The 18393-nt window shown below is 37.6% G+C and carries 15 protein-coding genes and 1 other annotated feature; of the genes, 2 read left to right on the top strand and 13 right to left on the bottom strand.

The window, feature by feature from the left end:
* Nucleotides 1-134: 134 nt before the first annotated feature.
* The 11 genes from COL05_RS17110 to hemA all read right to left on the bottom strand — a co-directional run bounded on the left by COL05_RS17110 (nt 135) and on the right by hemA (nt 14098).
* Entirely contained in the window at nt 135-1097 is a 963-nt protein-coding gene (locus tag COL05_RS17110) for a stage II sporulation protein B (RefSeq protein WP_098669485.1), read from the bottom strand.
* 164 nt (nt 1098-1261) lie between these two features.
* Entirely contained in the window at nt 1262-2563 is a 1302-nt protein-coding gene (locus tag COL05_RS17105; RefSeq protein ID WP_098669484.1) for a bifunctional folylpolyglutamate synthase/dihydrofolate synthase, read from the bottom strand.
* A 92-nt stretch (nt 2564-2655) separates the two neighbouring features.
* Entirely contained in the window at nt 2656-5301 is a 2646-nt protein-coding gene (locus COL05_RS17100) for a valine--tRNA ligase (RefSeq protein ID WP_098669483.1), read from the bottom strand.
* Nucleotides 5302-5339: 38 nt separating this feature from the next.
* Nucleotides 5340-5571 (bottom strand) — a binding site (T-box leader).
* Nucleotides 5572-5691: 120 nt separating this feature from the next.
* A complete protein-coding gene (ysxE, locus tag COL05_RS17095) occupies nt 5692-6717 on the bottom strand; it encodes a spore coat protein YsxE (protein WP_098669482.1) in 1026 nt (341 codons plus the stop codon).
* Between the two features lie 62 nt (nt 6718-6779).
* Complete coding sequence (gene spoVID, locus COL05_RS17090) at nt 6780-7757, bottom strand: stage VI sporulation protein D (RefSeq protein WP_098669481.1); 978 nt, start codon at nt 7755-7757, stop codon at nt 6780-6782.
* A gap of 109 nt (nt 7758-7866) precedes the next feature.
* Nucleotides 7867-9156, bottom strand: a complete 1290-nt coding sequence (gene hemL, locus COL05_RS17085) for a glutamate-1-semialdehyde 2,1-aminomutase (protein WP_098669480.1) — start codon at nt 9154-9156, stop codon at nt 7867-7869.
* Nucleotides 9156-10145, bottom strand: a complete 990-nt coding sequence (gene hemB, locus COL05_RS17080; protein ID WP_001087078.1) for a porphobilinogen synthase — start codon at nt 10143-10145, stop codon at nt 9156-9158. Before hemB ends, hemL begins: the two co-directional genes overlap by 1 nt.
* A gap of 67 nt (nt 10146-10212) precedes the next feature.
* On the bottom strand, nt 10213-10965 hold the full coding sequence (hemD, locus tag COL05_RS17075) for a uroporphyrinogen-III synthase (RefSeq protein ID WP_098669479.1): 753 nt from the start codon (nt 10963-10965) through the stop codon (nt 10213-10215).
* Nucleotides 10966-10967: 2 nt separating this feature from the next.
* Nucleotides 10968-11897, bottom strand: a complete 930-nt coding sequence (hemC, locus tag COL05_RS17070; RefSeq protein WP_098669478.1) for a hydroxymethylbilane synthase — start codon at nt 11895-11897, stop codon at nt 10968-10970.
* Nucleotides 11898-11912: 15 nt separating this feature from the next.
* A complete protein-coding gene (locus COL05_RS17065; RefSeq protein WP_000008996.1) occupies nt 11913-12746 on the bottom strand; it encodes a cytochrome C assembly family protein in 834 nt (277 codons plus the stop codon).
* Between the two features lie 17 nt (nt 12747-12763).
* The gene (gene hemA, locus COL05_RS17060; protein WP_098669477.1) at nt 12764-14098 is read right to left on the bottom strand and encodes a glutamyl-tRNA reductase; all 1335 of its coding nucleotides are present in this window, start codon (nt 14096-14098) and stop codon (nt 12764-12766) included.
* Between the two features lie 416 nt (nt 14099-14514).
* Here hemA and COL05_RS17055 point away from each other — a divergent pair, with 416 nt between their 5' ends.
* Together COL05_RS17055 and COL05_RS17050 are read left to right on the top strand one after the other, a co-directional pair.
* A complete protein-coding gene (locus COL05_RS17055) occupies nt 14515-14967 on the top strand; it encodes a MarR family winged helix-turn-helix transcriptional regulator (RefSeq protein ID WP_098669476.1) in 453 nt (150 codons plus the stop codon).
* A 2-nt stretch (nt 14968-14969) separates the two neighbouring features.
* A complete protein-coding gene (locus COL05_RS17050; RefSeq protein WP_098669475.1) occupies nt 14970-15386 on the top strand; it encodes an organic hydroperoxide resistance protein in 417 nt (138 codons plus the stop codon).
* A gap of 33 nt (nt 15387-15419) precedes the next feature.
* Here COL05_RS17050 and ysxC read toward each other — a convergent pair whose 3' ends face one another.
* Complete coding sequence (gene ysxC / locus COL05_RS17045; protein WP_048531469.1) at nt 15420-16016, bottom strand: ribosome biogenesis GTP-binding protein YsxC; 597 nt, start codon at nt 16014-16016, stop codon at nt 15420-15422.
* Nucleotides 16013-18343 carry an endopeptidase La gene (lon, locus tag COL05_RS17040; RefSeq protein ID WP_098669474.1) on the bottom strand — a complete coding sequence of 777 codons (2331 nt, stop codon included), beginning with the start codon at nt 18341-18343 and terminating at the stop codon, nt 16013-16015. The genes ysxC and lon overlap by 4 nt, the downstream gene beginning before the upstream one ends.
* Nucleotides 18344-18393 lie beyond the last annotated feature (50 nt).

Raw genomic sequence — 18393 nt, 5'->3', positions numbered from 1 at the left:
ATTTTCTCTAAACAAAATAATATTTCTTTACTAGCATACGATTATATTCCTGCCATAGAGAAAGCACTTTGCTCTAAATTCAAAAGAAAAGAAAGAAGTACCTATACTTCTTCCCTCGTCATTTCATTATCCTATCATTTCGCCTTTTGTGATACAATTTTTTCATATGAAAGCATACCGTCAATAATAACTTGATTTAATTTCGCCAAAGATTCCTTATCACCTTTTCCATCCTTCACTGTTTGCACAGCTACTGACGTATACATATACAATTTCTTTGCTTCTTCTTGCTTCATACTTTTCCCTTCTTTTTCAATCGCTTTCCACTCTTTTTCAATCGCACCTATATCTTTCGCATCACTTTTCCCACTACCTTGTACGCTAGAAGCATATTTTGCTAAATGAGTATATAATGGCTGTACTTTTGTTAAAAACGACCCAACTTCTTTATTATCTTTCAGTAACGCTTTATCTGTTATATCCCAGTCCTTTTTCAATACGGAAACATTATCATTTTTATACTGCGTCACTAATTGGTTTACGCCTTGTTCATCGCTAGCAATACCAACAACTAATGCATACTTATCACCGCTCGGTTTTAAAGCTGCAACGCCTCCATTACCTTTCCACTCTTCAAGAGCGGCCTGTCCCTTTTCTTCAGAAGAATAAACCCCTCCTTGAACAAAAAATAATTTCATTGGATTTAATGACGTTCCTGTCTGCGCTTTTTGTTTTTCCTCTTTTGGTACTGGTGTTTGTTCTGCCGTTCCACCCGCCTTTGATTCTTCATTTTGCACCTGCTTTGAAGCTGTTACTTCGTTTCCACCTGTCGCACCTTGTCCTTTCAGTAACTGTAGCATCCCGATCCCAAACGCCGTACCAATAATAATCGCAGTTGCAACAATTGCAATTAACGTATTGCTCCACTGCTTTCGTTTTTTTTTCGTAGACATTACTTTCGCTTTTTGAAATGGAACAACGTTTTTCGGTCTTTCACTCTCTACTACCATCCATTCAAATTCATCTTTCTTCTTCTCCTCATACTTCGCTTCTGTTCCATTCACTTTCACTGAGATCGTTCGTGATTGCTTGTCCATACACTCACACCTCACCTCTTATCGTTGTCCGCATCATACCATATTCATTTCACAAAAAAACGAGATATTTGTCAGAGGAATTCGCCAAATAACCCTATATATTTATCTTATATGTATGCATTTGACTTCATTTGTAGAACAAAAAACTAGATAGCAAAGACTATCTAGTTTTTCTCGCGAATATATTTTCGAACTTCCGAAATGAAGTAAAGAGAACCTGTTATAATAAAAACATCATTTTCTCCAATCATTTCAATCTTCTTATCAATTGCTTCTTTCCAATTTTCAAAAACTACCTTTGATTCTTTCTTTGAATACGACGCAAGCTCGCCTGCTGAAATCGCGCGATCAAAGGCGAATGTTGTAAAAACAATTTCATCGGCGATGGTTTCTAATTGACCTACCATATTATGCAATTGTTTATCACCAAGAGCAGTAAATAAAACTATTACATTTTTATCTTTGTAATGTGATTCTACCGTTTTTACAAGGCTTTCAATACCTTCTGGGTTATGAGCACCATCTATAATAATATCTGGATTACTTTGCAATTTTTCAAAGCGCCCAACCCAATACGCTTCCTGTAATCCCGTTCTTATTTCTTCTTCCTCAATAAAAAATGATAAATATGTTTTTACATACATGACTGCCATAAGTGCAAGTGCTGCGTTCCCTACTTGATGGCTGCCTTTCATTGTGATTCGCACATCTTCAAAAAAGACGAAAGGACAAGTGAAATCAAATTGTTCTCCATCTTCACTAGACTGTTTATGTAACACTGTAAAATGATTGCCCATCTCATATAAGTTTGCATGATTTTCCTTTGCAACCTTTTGAATGACTTGCAACGCTTCCTCATCTTGCACACCAGTAATAACCGGAACGCCAGACTTAATAATTCCCGCCTTTTCATATGCAATTTCTCCTAGTGTATTACCTAAAATATGCATATGATCATGGCCTATATTTGTAATAATCGTAAGAACAGGATGAATCACATTCGTAGAATCAAAGCGCCCTCCAAGCCCTGTTTCAAATAAAACAACATCACAGAAATTAACTTTACCGAAATAACAAATTGCCATAACAGTAATAATTTCAAACTCGGTCGCTTCCCCTAAATCTGTCTCATCTAGTTTTTCAACGACTGGCTTTACCATCTTTACAAGTTCAGTAATCTCTTCATCTGCAATTGGTGTGCCGTTCACACTAATGCGTTCGTTAAATGTCTCAATATAAGGGGAGGTAAATGTCCCTACCTTATATTTTGCGTCTTCTAACATGTAGCGCATATATGTTAACGTTGAACCTTTTCCATTTGTACCAGCAAGATGAACACATTTTATGTGACGTTCTGGATTTTCTAGTTCTTCTAGCATCCATCTCATTCTTTCTAATCCTGGTTTAATACCAAACTTCAATCGGCTATGAATCCACCCTATCGCTTCTTCGTATGTATGTATCACGTATGCTTTCCCCTTTCAAAAGACAACCTTCATACCCCTATTATACGCAAAGAAAAGAGACTCACCAATATAGTGAGTCTCTAAAAAGCATTTTATTTCTCCAGATCTGCTAGACGTTGGCGAACTGCTTCGCGTTTTTCTAGGTAATCTTGCTCTTTCGCACGCTCTCCTTCAATAACTGCTGCAGGAGCTTTTGCTACGAAACCTTGGTTTGAAAGTTTCTTCTGTACACGTTCTACTTCTTTGTCGAACTTCTCAAGCTCTTTCTCAAGACGCGCTCTCTCTTCATCAAGATTGATAAGATCAGCTAACGGTAAGAATAACTCTGCACCTGTTACGATTGCAGTCATTGCTTTTTCTGGCGCTTGTAAGTCCGTTTGAATTGTTAATTCGCTTGGGTTACAGAAACGCTCAATGTAAGAGCTGTTTTTCGTAAGTTGAGCAAGTACAGCCTCGTCTTTTGCTTTAATTTGCATTTGAACTTTTTTGCTCATTGGCGTATTAACTTCTGCACGGATGTTACGAACAGAGCGAATGATATCAACTAGAAGGTGCATTTCTGCTGCAGCTTCTGTATCTTGTAAATCTTCGCGAACTGTTGGCCACGCTGCTACTGTAATAGATTCGCCTTCGTGCGGTAAATGTTGCCAAATCTTCTCTGTTACGAATGGCATGAATGGGTGTAATAGACGCATTGTTTGGTCTAATACGTAAGCTAAAATAGAACGAGTTGTTTTCTTAGCTGCTTCATCTTCACCGTATAGAGGAAGTTTCGCCATCTCGATGTACCAGTCACAGAAATCATCCCAAATGAAGTTGTATAATGAACGACCTGCTTCACCGAACTCATATTTATCCATGTTACGTGTTACGCTTTCGATCGTTTCATTTAAGCGAGTTAAAATCCACTTGTCTGCAACTGATTTTTCACCAGTTAAATCGATTTCTTCATACTTCATATCATCCATGTTCATTAATACGAAACGTGATGCATTCCAAATTTTATTAATGAAGTTCCAAGTAGATTCTACTTTTTCCATGCTGAAACGTAAGTCTTGACCTGGTGCACTTCCCGTTGATAAGAAGAAGCGCATTGCATCTGCACCGTACTTCTCGATAACTTCCATTGGGTCAATACCGTTACCAAGAGATTTACTCATTTTACGTCCTTGCTCATCACGAACTAAACCGTGAATTAATACATCTTTAAATGGACGCTCGCCTGTAAACTCTAAACCTTGGAAAATCATACGAGATACCCAGAAGAAGATGATGTCATAACCCGTTACTAGTGCATCTGTTGAATAGTAACGTTTGAAATCTGCTGCATCTTCATTTGGCCAACCAAGTGTTGAGAATGGCCATAGTGCTGAGCTGAACCATGTATCAAGTACGTCGTTATCTTGATTCCAGTTTTCAATATCTGCTGGTGCTTCTGTACCTACGTATACTTCACCAGTTTCTTTATGATACCAAGCTGGAATGCGGTGTCCCCACCATAATTGACGAGAGATACACCAGTCGTGAATGTTTTCCATCCAACGTAAATATGTGTTTTCGAAACGCTCTGGTACGAACGTTACTTTCTCTTCTTCTTTTTGCTGAAGTGCTACTGCCTTCTCAGCAAGTGGAGCCATTTTTACGAACCATTGTGTTGATAAATAAGGCTCAACAACTGCACCACTACGCTCACTATGACCTACTGAATGCATATGAGGCTCGATTTCTACTAATACGCCCGCTTCTTGTAAATCTTTTACTAAAGCTTTACGGCATTCGAAACGATCCATGCCGTTATACTTACCAGCTTTTTCGTTCATCGATCCATCTTCGTTCATTACTAAGATACGTGGTAAGTCATGACGGTTACCTACTTCAAAGTCATTTGGGTCATGGGCTGGTGTAATTTTTACAACACCTGTTCCGAAATCTTTTTCTACATACTCGTCAGCAATAATCGGAATCTCACGGCCTACGATTGGAAGTGTAACTGTTTTTCCGATTAAATGCTTGTAACGATCGTCTTCTGGATGAACCGCTACTGCTGTATCACCAAGCATCGTTTCTGGACGAGTTGTTGCAAGACGAATATGACCAGAACCATCTGTTAACGGATAGTTCATATGGTAGAATGCACCTTGAACTTCTTTATGAATTACTTCAATATCAGAAAGAGCTGTGCGTGTTGCTGGATCCCAGTTGATAATATATTCACCACGGTAAATTAAGCCTTTTTCGTATAATTGAACGAATACTTTATTAACCGCATCAGATAAACCTTCGTCTAATGTGAAACGTTCACGAGAATAGTCTAGTCCTAAACCAACTTTTCCCCATTGTTGACGAATGTGAGAAGCGTATTCTTCTTTCCACTCCCAAGCTTTTTCAAGAAATTTCTCACGGCCAAGATCGTAACGTGAAATACCTTCTTCACGAAGTTTTCCTTCTACTTTCGCTTGTGTTGCGATACCCGCATGGTCCATTCCTGGAAGCCATAATACATCGTAACCTTGCATACGCTTCGTACGAGTTAAAATATCTTGAAGAGTTGTATCCCAAGCGTGACCTAAGTGTAACTTACCAGTTACGTTCGGAGGTGGAATTACAATTGTATACGGTTGTTTCTTCTCGTCTCCTGTTGCTTCAAAATATTTGCCTTCTAGCCACCACTGATAAAGGCCTTCTTCAACGGACATATGATCATATTTAGTTGGTAAATTTTTTTCCATGTTTGACATTATTTTCCCTCCTTAAAATAAAAAATGCCCCTCATCCAAAAAAGGACGAGGGACATCGCGGTACCACCTTTATTTACAAACAAATTCAGAATTTGCTTATACTCTTAATTTGATAACGGACAAATCCGTCTTTTCCTAATAAGAACTATTCCGTTCAGAAAAGATGCTCCAGGGCTACCTTCTAACATAACTATCTAGAGAATCTCCCAGCTAATGATTCTCCTCTCTGAAGACGTTTCTTGTTATACTCTTCCCCTTCAAGGCATTTATATGATTGTTAATTATTATATACAATAGTGTAAAAAACGAAACCTTATTCGTCAAGATAAATTTAAGACTACGAATTTTTTGAAGCACAAAAAAGATAAGTAGAGAATGCTACTTATCTTTTTACCCGTTCCCTTGCTGGGCAGCTTGTAGTTGCGAAAGGAAATATTCTATATTGCTAACGAGCCAATGTGCTTGTTGCAAACTCTTTACTCCGAGAAGTTCATTTTCCTCATTACGGCTCTCTCTTCTTTTTTTATAAGACTGGATTTGCCGAATAAATTGCGATGGATACGTCATATACGCAAACATGAGTAGTTGCTCTTCTTTCGTAAAAGGGAAATTTTTTTGATACATTTGATACCATTCAAACCGATCACTTCGCGCAATTGGATATGTGTTTAACGACCGAGAATAGAACCCTACAATATCTTGCACTGGTGTTGCAAACTTCGATTTTTCTAAACTAATAAAATAGCCATTCCGTTCATAATCAAATAAAAAATGATTAAGTGATACGTTGCCATGCACAAAAGTAATACGTGTTTTGTCTTTTTCTTTCATCGCGTCGTTCCACTCTTTTAATTGCTTCGTTGCAAACTCACGGGCTCTCATTACATGATGATAGTACGTACAATATTGCAATTCAAACGGAGACATATACCATTTCGCTTCCGATTCTACAAGAAACTCTTCTAACATCTCACCATCGTTTTCCCAGCGATCGGATATATTCGTATAATGTTTCTCTAAATCTTCTTCAGTATACGTTTCTTCTTTTACCGTTTTTTGATGCAACGTTCCGAGAGTCTGAAACATTTTATGGTATTGATCATTATCTTCGCCGTTTCCTTCCGCACGTTCTAACCACGGCATTAAATAATAGTTATACGTACCATCACTTAAAATATAATTTCCATCCGTCGCATGGTATATAGGTACATAATTTGAGAAACCTTTCTCTTTCAAATATTGAATATGGTGCAAAAAGTTATTCCGCTCTAACTTCCTGCCTTCTATTTTCTTGAGCGCATATGGACCTTGATTCGTATAAATTTTCGTTACACTTCCGTGCTCTTCCATATGCTGCGTATCCAATTTATATTGCCTTACAATGGGTTCATAGCGATTTCGTAATTCCATATCCATACGAATAACCCTTTCTATTCAAAACATAGCCTTTAGAAAAATAAGTGAGTGAAACCACTCACTTATTTCGTTTTTGCTCTTGAAACAGGAATATAAATAATTTGTCCTGTAGTTAAATATATATCTTCTGTTTGATTGACACGGTATAAGTTTTGTACAGATGTTTCATAACGTTCTGCAACAGATTCGATCGTATCTCCTTCTTGCACAAAATACATTCGTAACTTTGTAAATTCTTCTTCCGGTTCTTTCGTAAATAATTTCGTTAAATAAAGCGCATTTTCATCGCGCTGTGAATACGTTTCCTCTTCTTGTACTTCTTGTTTTTTCGCTTGTTCTTTCTTGAAATCTTTTCGTCCGAACAATTCAAATTGTGGCGTTGTTTCTTTCTCCTCTTCACGCTCTACAAATTCATGTTCTTCTATTTCCTCTTCTTCTACTTCCTGCTCTTTTCTTTCTTCTAGTTGGAACGGTTCAAATGCGTAATCTTCCCACTCATCTGATTCCTTATAGGCTGGCTCTTCGACTTGCGGCGTCGGTCTAGTTTCATACTCTTGAGCTGAATCATCCTCTAACTCAGCATACGCCGTTTCTTCCTCTTCATCCTCAATTCTTTCTTCATCACATAAACCTGTAATAGATATATCCGCTAATAATTGTAAGCAACCATTTTCCTTCAGTTCATAATCAAATTCCTCGATAGATACATATAGTTCTTCAATTACTTTCACACGGTTTCTTGGGATTGATATTTCAAGCGGAAAGGAATGAACAAGTTCATTAACCCCATCTTCTCTTGTTTCTACATAATCAATGGACTTAGCAGGCGATAGATCTCTTAATGAATAATCTGAATCATCTTGCCGTGCAACATACTCTCCCGTTAAATCTAATTGCCCTCTCACAATAACCTCATGATCAAGCTCTTCTATCTCAACGTCTGGATCTAACGAAATTGACAAAAGTTCTTCGACTTCCTGTCCTTTTTGGAACCAAACAGATTCTTTTAATGAAAAACGTAATGAATGATCTGTTGCCACTTCTTTTCCCCCTCCCAAACTATATGTCATTACAGATTTATGTACGGAATGCTGACTTTATGAATAAAAAAAATCGCTCCCCTTATGGAGAGCGATTTTCTTTATTCAATTAAGCTTTTAATTTTGACATTGCAATTTCAGCCGCTGCAATTGTCGCCTCAATATCTGCATCACTATGTGCTGTCGATAAGAATAAACCTTCGAATTGGGATGGCGGTAAAAATACACCTTGTTCTACCATTTCACGATAGTAAGCCGCAAAGAATTCTAAGTTTGAAGATTTTGCTGCATCGTAATTAATAACTGGTTCATCTGTAAAGAAGATACCAATCATAGAACCCGCACGATTAATATGGTGCGGAATGCCATGTTTTTCAGCCGCTTTACGTAAGCCAGCTTCTAACATTTCAGCTTTACGCTCGAATTCTACATACGATTCTGGCGTTAACTGTACTAACGTTTCATAACCTGCTGCCATGGCTAGTGGGTTACCTGATAAAGTACCTGCTTGATAAATCGGTCCGCTCGGTGCAACTTGGCGCATAATTTCTGCTTTACCACCGTATGCTCCTACCGGTAATCCACCTCCGATTACTTTACCTAAACAAGTTAAATCAGGTGTTACACCGTAATAACCTTGTCCGCAATTATAAGCAACTCGGAATCCTGTCATAACTTCATCAAAAATAAGCAATGCACCATTTTGCTCTGTTACTTCACGAAGACCTTCTAAAAATCCTGGTTGCGGAGGAACAACACCCATATTTCCTGCTACTGGTTCTACAATGACACAAGCAATATCATCACCGAATTGTTCGAAAGCGTATTTCACACTTTCTAAATCGTTATACGCTACAGTAATCGTATTTTTCGCTACACCTTCTGGTACACCAGGGCTATCTGGTAAACCTAGCGTCGCTACACCAGAACCCGCTTTAATTAATAACGAGTCACCATGACCGTGGTAACAACCGATAAATTTCAAAATTTTGTTACGGCCTGTATAACCACGAGCTAAACGTAGCGCACTCATTGTCGCTTCTGTTCCAGAGTTAACCATACGTACAATCTCAATTGATGGTACGCGCTCAATAACAAGTCTCGCTAATTTATTTTCAATTTCCGTTGGGGCACCGAAGCTTGTACCTCTTTCAGCAACAGCTTTTAAAGCTTCCACAACACGATCATTTGCATGACCATGAATTAAAGGACCCCATGATAATACGTAATCGATGTATTCATTTCCATCGATATCATATACTTTAGAGCCTTTTCCGCGCTCCATAAACAACGGATTCATACCAACAGACTTAAAGGCACGAACCGGGCTATTTACGCCACCAGGCATTAAATCTTGAGCCTCTTCAAATGCCGCAATCGACTTATCAAACTTTTTCATTATTTAGCGCCTCCTTCTTGTAACCATCTTGCTGCATCTTTCGCATGATACGTAATAATCAAATCTGCTCCTGCACGTTTCATACTAATTAATTTTTCAAGTACAACTTCTTTTTCATTAATCCAACCATTTTGCGCTGCCGCTTTAATCATCGAATACTCACCACTTACGTTATAAGCAACGACTGGTAAATTAAAGTTATTTTTCACATCACGAACGATATCTAAATAAGAAAGAGCTGGCTTTACAATTAAGAAATCTGCCCCTTCCATTACATCTGATTCTGCTTCACGGAATGCTTCCATACGGTTCGCTGGGTCCATTTGATATGTTTTACGATCACCAAATTGCGGTGCACCGTGCGCTGCGTCACGGAATGGCCCGTAAAATGCTGATGAATATTTCACAGCGTACGACATAACTGGTACATGTCCAAAACCATTTTCATCTAATGCATGGCGAATTGCTGTTACAAATCCGTCCATCATATTTGATGGTGCAATAATGTCCGCTCCTGCTTTCGCTTGACTTACAGCTGTTTTTGCAAGAACTGCAAGAGACTCGTCATTTAAAATAATACCATCTTCAATTACCCCGCAATGACCATGGCTTGTGAATTGACATAAACATGTATCCGCAACTACTACTAGGTCAGGGAATTCACCTTTAATTTGCTGAATTGCACGTTGCACAATTCCATGATCACAATATGCTGATGATCCAACTTCATCTTTTTCAGCAGGTAAACCGAATACAATAACAGAGCGAATACCTAAATCAACAACTTCTTGCATTTCAGCTTGCAACAAATCTAAAGACATTTGATATACGCCTGGCATAGAAGGCACTTCATTACGAACATTTTCTCCTTCTAATACAAAAATAGGGTAAATAAAATCTTCCGTATGTAAAAACGTTTCACGTACAAGCGCACGCATATTACCACTTTGTCTTAAGCGACGATGACGATTAAATTGTAAAGAGTTCATAGATTTCTATCCCCATTCTTTTATTTTATCCCGCTATTACGGGCAGTAAGACCCACTAATTAAAGTTTCACTTTATAGACTCACTAATGCATTGTAGTAATGCTTCTACAGTGTACTCTTTCGGCATAATAATATGCGGAAAATAAAGGCTCGCCTCTTTTTCCGTAATAGGCCCTATACAAGCAATTGTACATTTTTTTGTCCATTCTCTCCAGTTTGTACCCTCAAGTAAATGAACAAAACTAGTAACAGTTGAAGGGCTCGTAAATGTAATAATGTCTACTTTCCCTACTTCTAAAGCTTCTATAAGCTCTCTCTTTTTCTCTACATTTTCTTTCGTACCATATACAATGAGCTCATCTAGAGAAACACCTATTCCGCGAAGTGCAGCTGGGATTACATCTCTTGCTAAATTCCCTTTCGGAAATAAAATGCATTCGTTCCCAATTAATCTTTTTACAAACTCTTCTGCAAATACTTCTGCCACAAATGAAGTTGGAACAAAGTCCACTTCATAGCCTCGCTTTTCTAACTCTAACTTTGTTTTCACACCTACTGCAGCAATTTTCATCGTTACAGGTAGCTTCTTTCTCAAACGATCTAGAAAAAAAGCTACGCCATTTTTACTCGTAAAAATAACCCAGTCATACGAATGCAGCTGCCCTGCTATATGTTGAATTTGCCTATGAGACATACCTTCCATACGCAAAAGCGGAATTTCCAATGGAATTCCGCTCTTTTCTTTCACCGCTACACTCATTTGTTTTGCTTGATGCTGGGCACGTGTAATCAATACCGTTTTGCCAGCGAGAGCGTTCATATTTATTGTTGCTCCTTATTTGCAGCAAGAATTAGTTCTTTTGCGCCTTGTTTAATTAAACGGTCCGCAGCCTCTAATCCTACTTCCTCTGGATTCGTTCCTACTACTGTCTCTTTCAATAAAACAGAACCGTCCATAGATCCGACAAGAGCTGTTAATTCGATTGCATCGTTTTCTGTAAGAGTTGCATATCCAGCGATTGGAACTTGGCATCCACCTTCAAGTTTATGAAGGAATACTCGTTCTGCTGCCACTGTTTTTTCTGTTACTGCATCATTCATATGCGCTAACAACTGTAGTAAATCCTGATCATCTTCACGACACTCAATCGCTAATGCACCTTGCCCTACAGCAGGTACACATAACGTCTCATCTAAATGCTCTGTAATAACTTCATTATCCCAGCCCATTCTCTGTAATCCAGCTGTCGCTAAAATGATAGCATCGTAATCTTCTTCTTTTAATTTACGTAAACGTGTATCGATATTTCCGCGAATCCACTTCACTTGTAAATCTGGTCTCGCAGCTAACAATTGTGCACTACGTCTTAAACTACTTGTACCTAAAATAGCGCCTTCTGCTAACTCATTAAACGACGCTCCGTTTTTTGAGATAAAAGCATCACGAGGGTCAACACGCTTCGGTATACAACCAATCATTAATCCTTCTGGAAGTACGGCCGGCATATCTTTCATACTATGTACAGCCATATCAATTTCTTTCGTAAGCAACGCATGTTCAATCTCTTTCACAAACAAGCCTTTTCCGCCTACTTTCGAAAGAGTAACATCTAAAATAACATCACCTTTTGTGACGATTTCTTTCACTTCAAATTCATATGGTAAACCTAGTGCTTTTAACTGATCAATAAACCAATTTGTTTGCGTTAATGCTAATTTACTCTTTCGTGACCCTACAATAATTTTGCGCATAATTTTCTCTCCTCATTATAAATACCAAAAGTGGAAGTTGGATAAACTGCTTAATAGAAAAATATTAATTAGCATTACGAGAAATGCTCCGATGTTCCACTGTACGATTTTCTTCCCTTGCAACACATCTGCCGCTCGTAGGTAAAGACCCGCACAATATACAAATAAAACGACAAAAGACCCGATTACTTTCGTATCATACCAATGGAAATTGTCCAATTTTGTATATCCCCATATGCATCCTAATAAAATAGCTAGTAAGAAAAATGGAACGGAAAATAAATTTAATCCGTAAGACATTGATTCTAGCTTCGGTAAATTTCCTAACCTTCTTAATCTCGCATTCCATTTTTTCTTTTTTAATAGGCGATATTGCAATAAATACATAATAGAAAAAATGAACGATACAGTGAAAGTTGCATAAGAAATAATAGCCATACCGACATGTACGTATACAAGTTCTGAAACTAATTGCTCTGCAAGTACCGGCGACATCTTTCCGAGCGGTGTAAAAATAGAAAAAGCGCTTACGCCAAATGCGACAACATTTGTAAAAAAGACTAAAAAATCGATTCTCATAAATCGATTAATGACTAAAGACATCGTAATCAATAGCCAAACATAAAAATAAATCCCTGATAATAAAGTTAAAAGAGGGTTCGTTTCTGAATCTGTAGCTCTAAGCAACATAAAAATAGAATGCAGAACCCACACAATCGAAAGTAACCAAAAAGCAAATCGGTTCGCCTTTCGGTTACTTTGGAAATAATCTATAAAATATAAACTAATGCTACAAGCATATAAAATAATTGCAATATGATAAATAATACTGTTATTTAAAAAACTCATCCGATCATCCTTCCAAATTATAAAGATGGAACGGATGGTGTCCACACTCTTTTATGTTCTACTTCTTCCGCACGGCTCTCTACGTCTTCCATTTCTAAATCGAAAATCTTTGCAAATAACGCTAATTTTTCGTCCGCTCCCTCTTCAGCAGCTATTTCTTTCGCTACTAAAATTGGGTCTTTTAATAATTGATTAATAATACTTTTCGTATGCTTACTAATTACTTTTCTCTCACGACCACTAAGATTCGGTATTTTTCGTTCTAGACTTTCCATCGTTTCACTTTGAATAGCAAGCGCCTTATCACGAAGAGCTGCTATTAACGGAACGACACCAAGTGTACTTAACCACGTTTTAAATAAAACAATCTCCTCTTCAATCATAAATTGAATTTTCTCTGCTTCTTTCAAACGCTCTGCACGGTTCGCTTCCACTACTCCTTGCAAATCATCAATGTCATATAAGAAAGAACCTTCTAACTCATTAATCGCTGGATCAATATCACGCGGCACTGCAATATCAACCATAAATAATGGACGACCAGAGCGCATTTTCTCTACCTTTGTCATCATCTCTTTCGTAATGACATAATCCGATGCACCAGTTGAACTAATTAAAATATCAGCTTCTAATAATGCACATTGTAATTCACTTAAAGGTTTTGCATGTCCCATATATTTCTCAGCCATTACTTCAGCTTTTGAAAGCGTCCTATTCATAACTGTTACTTTACGAGCGCCGCTTCCATATAAGTTTTGCAATGCAAGTTCACCCATTTTACCAGCGCCAAGAATAAGCACGTGACAATCTGTTAACTCGCCGAATATTTTCTTCCCAAGCTCAACAGCAGCATAACTAACAGACATCGCACTTTCACCAATTGTCGTTTCTGAGTGAACACGTTTCGCTAACGTAACCACTTGCTTAAATAATTCATTAAAAATTGTGCCTGTCGCTTTTACTTGCTGCGCTTCTAAAAAGCTATCTTTTATTTGACCTAAAATTTGTGTCTCTCCAACTACCATAGAATCTAAACCGCACGTTACGCGGAATAAATGATCTATTGCACCGTCTTGTTCAAAAATAGTTAAATACGGTGCGACTTCTTCTATTTCAAGCTGAAACCAATCAGCTAAAAACTTCTTAATATAATACCGTCCCGTGTGTAATTGATCGACAACAGCGTAAATCTCAGTGCGATTACAAGTTGATACAATGACATTCTCTAACACGCTCTTTTGATTTTGTAATGTAGTCATTGCTTGCTCTAACTCTGCTGCCTGAAATGTGAGTTTCTCACGAAATTCTACAGGGGCTGTTCGATAATTTACACTAACAACAAGAATATGCACGCAGCATGTCCCCCTTCACCCGTTTTATCACTTTATCTACTATCATAATACAACTTTCCTCTTATAAATCTGACAATCGTGTGAACAACCGATTATTTTTTAAATTATTCTCCGTATGTAATAAAGGAGATTCAGTAAAACGAATAAAAACTTTCTACTTTATAATGATTATAAAATAATAACTCTATTTGTACGTTACCAAAAAAAGTCCTCATAATCAAGTGATGGAAACTATTCCATATGAATTATAACATCATCTTTCCTATCTTCTTTCATCATGAAGGAAAATATGTATGATTGTTCCAAATTGTAGCACAAACTTTCTCAATACAATGCATTTGACATTGCATTTCTTTTTCGTTATATTAGTTTTACAAAATTGAATTGCGCACAACTTAATAAGGAAGGAATTATGTATGACAGAGGATTCTTTACATCTAGATAACCAACTTTGTTTTTCTATTTACGCCTGTTCTAAAGAAGTTACCCGCTTTTATCGACCCTATTTAGAAGAAATGGGTATTACGTATCCTCAGTACATTACTTTACTCGTACTATGGGAGCAAGACGGATTAACAGTAAAGGAAATTGGAGAACGTCTATTTTTAGATTCCGGTACGTTAACACCTATGTTAAAGCGGATGGAATCATTGCAACTTGTAAAACGTGTTCGTTCCAAAGAAGACGAGCGCAAAGTTTGTATTGAATTAACAGAACAAGGTAAAGATTTAAAAGAGAAGGCTTGTTCATTACCAACAACAATGGCTACAAATTTAGGAATTACAGAACAAGAATATCGTTCTTTATTAATTCAATTAAATAAACTAATTGAAACAATGAAAACAATTAATAATAGAAAAGGGGAATAAACATGGATAAATTATATACTGCTTCAGTAACTGCTACAGGTGGAAGAAATGGAAAAGTCGTTTCAGATGATGGCATATTAAATCTTGATGTAAGAATGCCGAAAGCACTAGGCGGTGCAGGCGGAGAAGCAACAAATCCAGAACAACTATTTGCTGCTGGTTATGCTGCTTGTTTTGATAGTGCATTACAACTTGTCATTCGTACGAAGCGTGTGAAAGTAGAAAGTACAGAAGTAACTGCTCACGTTTCTATCGGAAAAGATACAGATGGTGGTTTCGGCCTATCTGCTGTACTTGATGTACATGTTGCCGGCGTCTCTCATGCCGAAGCACAAGAACTTGTAGAAGCAGCTCACGGTGTATGTCCTTATTCGAAAGCAACGAGAGGAAATATTGAGGTTACATTAAACGTAAAATAAAAAATGTAGTAAATAAAAAACGCGCGACATTCGTCACGCGTTTTTTGTTTTTGTCATTTTATGAATAGCCTTCCATGCTTCTTCTTTTCCAAGTCCTGTTTCAGAAGAGAATAGAACAATTTCATCGCCAATTTCAACAGCAAGCGTTTCTTTTACAACTTTTAAATGCTTCTGCCATTTCCCTTTCGGAATTTTATCGGCTTTCGTCGCAATAATAATTGTTGGGATTTCATAATGCTTTAAGAAATCATACATCATCACGTCATCGCTTGTTGGTTTGTGACGTAAATCAACTACTAATACAGCTGCGTCCAATTGTTCACGCGTTGTAAAGTAAGTTTCAATCATCTTGCCCCATGCTGCGCGTTCTGATTTAGATACTTTCGCATATCCATAACCTGGAACGTCAACAAAATGCATCATTTCATTGATTAAGAAAAAGTTCAACGTTTGCGTTTTTCCTGGTTTAGAAGAAATACGAACTAACTTTTTACGATTTAAAATTTTATTAATAAAGGAAGACTTCCCGACATTTGAACGACCTGCTAATGCAATTTCCGGTAAATCACTGTCTGGATATTGTTCTGGTTTAACAGCACTAATTACAATATCTGCTTTTGTTACTTTCATTGTTTCACTCCTACTAATGCGTGCTCCAATACTTCATCTAAATGAGATGCAAGCACAAACGTAAGGTTTTCTTTTACGCTTTCTGGAATATCATCTAAATCTTTCTCGTTTTCTGCTGGCAAAATAATTTTTGTTAAGCCTGCGCGGTGAGCACTTAATGTTTTTTCTTTTAAACCACCAATCGGTAATACTCGACCACGAAGTGTAATTTCACCTGTCATCCCTACTTCTTTACTTACAGGAATACCTGTTAGTGCAGAAATAAGTGCCGTTGCCATCGTAATACCTGCTGACGGTCCATCTTTTGGAACTGCTCCTTCTGGAACATGAATATGAATATCATTTTTCTCATGGAAATTCGGATCAATCTTAAGCTCTTCTGCACGAGAACGAATATAGCTAAACGCTGCTTGTGCGGATTCTTTCATAACATCCCCAAGTTTCCCTGTTAAAATTAATTTCCCTTTACCTGGTGCTACAGACACTTCAATCGTAAGTGTATCGCCGCCCGCTGCTGTATACGCTAACCCTGTTGCCATACCAACTTGGTCTGTTTTCTCAGCTTGCCCATAACGGAATATGTGCTTGCCAAGTAAATCAACAACATTTTTCTCTGTTACTACAATACGCTTACGCTCTGCTGTAACGATAATTTTTGCTGCTTTACGACAAACTTTTGCAATTTGGCGCTCTAGTGTACGAACACCAGCCTCACGTGTATAATAACGAATAATTTCAAGTAGCGCTTCATCACGTACTTGTAAATTACCTTTTCGTAAGCCATGCTCTTTTAATTGTTTCGGCAATAAATGTTCACGGGCAATGTGTACTTTTTCAAGTTCAGTATAACCGGCAATCGAAATAATTTCCATACGGTCAAGCAATGGACCTGGAATACTTGAAAGTGTATTTGCAGTTGCTACAAACATAACCTTCGATAGATCATATGGTTCTTCAATGTAATGATCACTGAAGTTATGGTTTTGTTCTGGATCTAACACTTCAAGTAATGCTGCTGATGGATCTCCACGGAAATCGTTAGACATTTTATCAATCTCATCTAATAAAAAGACCGGATTAACTGATTTCGCCTTTTTCATACCTTGAATAATGCGTCCTGGCATTGCTCCAACGTACGTACGGCGATGACCACGAATTTCAGATTCATCACGTACACCACCAAGGGATACACGGACAAAATTACGATTTAATGATGTTGCAATTGAACGCGCTAACGAAGTTTTTCCGACCCCAGGAGGGCCTACTAAACAAAGGATAGGTCCTTTTAATGAATTCGTTAACTTCTGTACCGCTAAATACTCAAGTACGCGCTCTTTCACTTTCTCAAGACCGTAATGATCTTTGTTTAAAATCTCTTCCGAATGAGCAAGATCAATCATATCTTCCGTTGCTTCTGTCCACGGAAGTGCTAATAACCAATCAATATAATTGCGAATTACACCGCTCTCCGCAGAACTTGCTGGTAACTTTTCATAACGATCTAATTCTTTCTGTGCAGCCTTCATTGTTTCTTCAGGCATTCCCGACTGTTCAATTTTCTCACGAAGCTCTTCAACTTCCCCGCCCTTACCTTCTTTATCGCCAAGTTCAGTTTGAATCGCCTTCATTTGCTCACGTAAGAAATATTCTTTTTGCGTGCGCTCCATTGAACGTTTCACTTTTTGTCCAATTTTCTTTTCTAAACTAAGTAATTCTTGTTCATCTTGAATAATTGAAATAAGTGTATGTAATCGTTCTTTCACAGATATAATCTCTAAAATCTCTTGTTTCTGCTTCGTTTTAATTGGCAAGTGAGAAGCAATTAAATCAGCTAATCTTCCTGGCTCTTCTACATCAGCTACCGTTGCAAATGTTTCATTTGAAACTTTTTTCGAAACTTTAATATATTGTTCGAAATGCTCTAGTAATGTACGCATAAGAGCTTTCTCTTCTAAATCAGCTTCCACTTCTTCCGTTACCGTTTTAATAGAAACTTGTACTACATTTTCTTCTTCTATAAATTCTACTACTTCTGCTCTATGTAAACCTTCTACAAGGACACGAAGCGTACCGTTTGGCAATTTTAACATTTGCTTCACTTTCGCCACTGTACCTACACTATATATGTCATCTTCTTTCGGATCATCGATATTCATTTCTTTTTGCATTGCTAAAAAGATAATATTTTCATCCATTGCCGCCTGCTCTAGTGCTTGTATCGATTTATCACGTCCTACATCAAGATGCAGAACCATCGTTGGATATACGAGAACGCCTCTTAATGGTAGGAGGGGCACGATTCTTTCATTCGTATTCATACTAGACATAGCACCTCCATAATAAATTAAACTCCTGTTCAACTATTTTATATTACAAT

This window comes from Bacillus sp. AFS059628, from assembly GCF_002571225.1.
Classification (GTDB): Bacteria; Bacillota; Bacilli; order Bacillales; family Bacillaceae_G; genus Bacillus_A.
The sequence above is the reverse complement of the archived record's forward strand: the minus strand, read 5'-3'. Positions and strand labels throughout refer to the sequence as shown.

Excerpts from the sequence above, each read along its gene's own strand:
- lon (WP_098669474.1), bottom strand. The coding sequence starts at position 18,343 with ATGTCTAGTATGAATACGAATGAAAGAATCGTGCCCCTCCTACCATTA.
- COL05_RS17050 (WP_098669475.1), top strand. The coding sequence starts at position 14,970 with ATGGATAAATTATATACTGCTTCAGTAACTGCTACAGGTGGAAGAAAT.
- ysxC (WP_048531469.1), bottom strand. The coding sequence starts at position 16,016 with ATGAAAGTAACAAAAGCAGATATTGTAATTAGTGCTGTTAAACCAGAA.
- COL05_RS17065 (WP_000008996.1), bottom strand. The coding sequence starts at position 12,746 with ATGAGTTTTTTAAATAACAGTATTATTTATCATATTGCAATTATTTTA.
- hemB (WP_001087078.1), bottom strand. The coding sequence starts at position 10,145 with ATGAACTCTTTACAATTTAATCGTCATCGTCGCTTAAGACAAAGTGGT.
- hemL (WP_098669480.1), bottom strand. The coding sequence starts at position 9,156 with ATGAAAAAGTTTGATAAGTCGATTGCGGCATTTGAAGAGGCTCAAGAT.
- COL05_RS17100 (WP_098669483.1), bottom strand. The coding sequence starts at position 5,301 with ATGTCAAACATGGAAAAAAATTTACCAACTAAATATGATCATATGTCC.
- COL05_RS17110 (WP_098669485.1), bottom strand. The coding sequence starts at position 1,097 with ATGGACAAGCAATCACGAACGATCTCAGTGAAAGTGAATGGAACAGAA.
- hemC (WP_098669478.1), bottom strand. The coding sequence starts at position 11,897 with ATGCGCAAAATTATTGTAGGGTCACGAAAGAGTAAATTAGCATTAACG.
- hemD (WP_098669479.1), bottom strand. The coding sequence starts at position 10,965 with ATGAACGCTCTCGCTGGCAAAACGGTATTGATTACACGTGCCCAGCAT.
- COL05_RS17055 (WP_098669476.1), top strand. The coding sequence starts at position 14,515 with ATGACAGAGGATTCTTTACATCTAGATAACCAACTTTGTTTTTCTATT.
- ysxE (WP_098669482.1), bottom strand. The coding sequence starts at position 6,717 with ATGGATATGGAATTACGAAATCGCTATGAACCCATTGTAAGGCAATAT.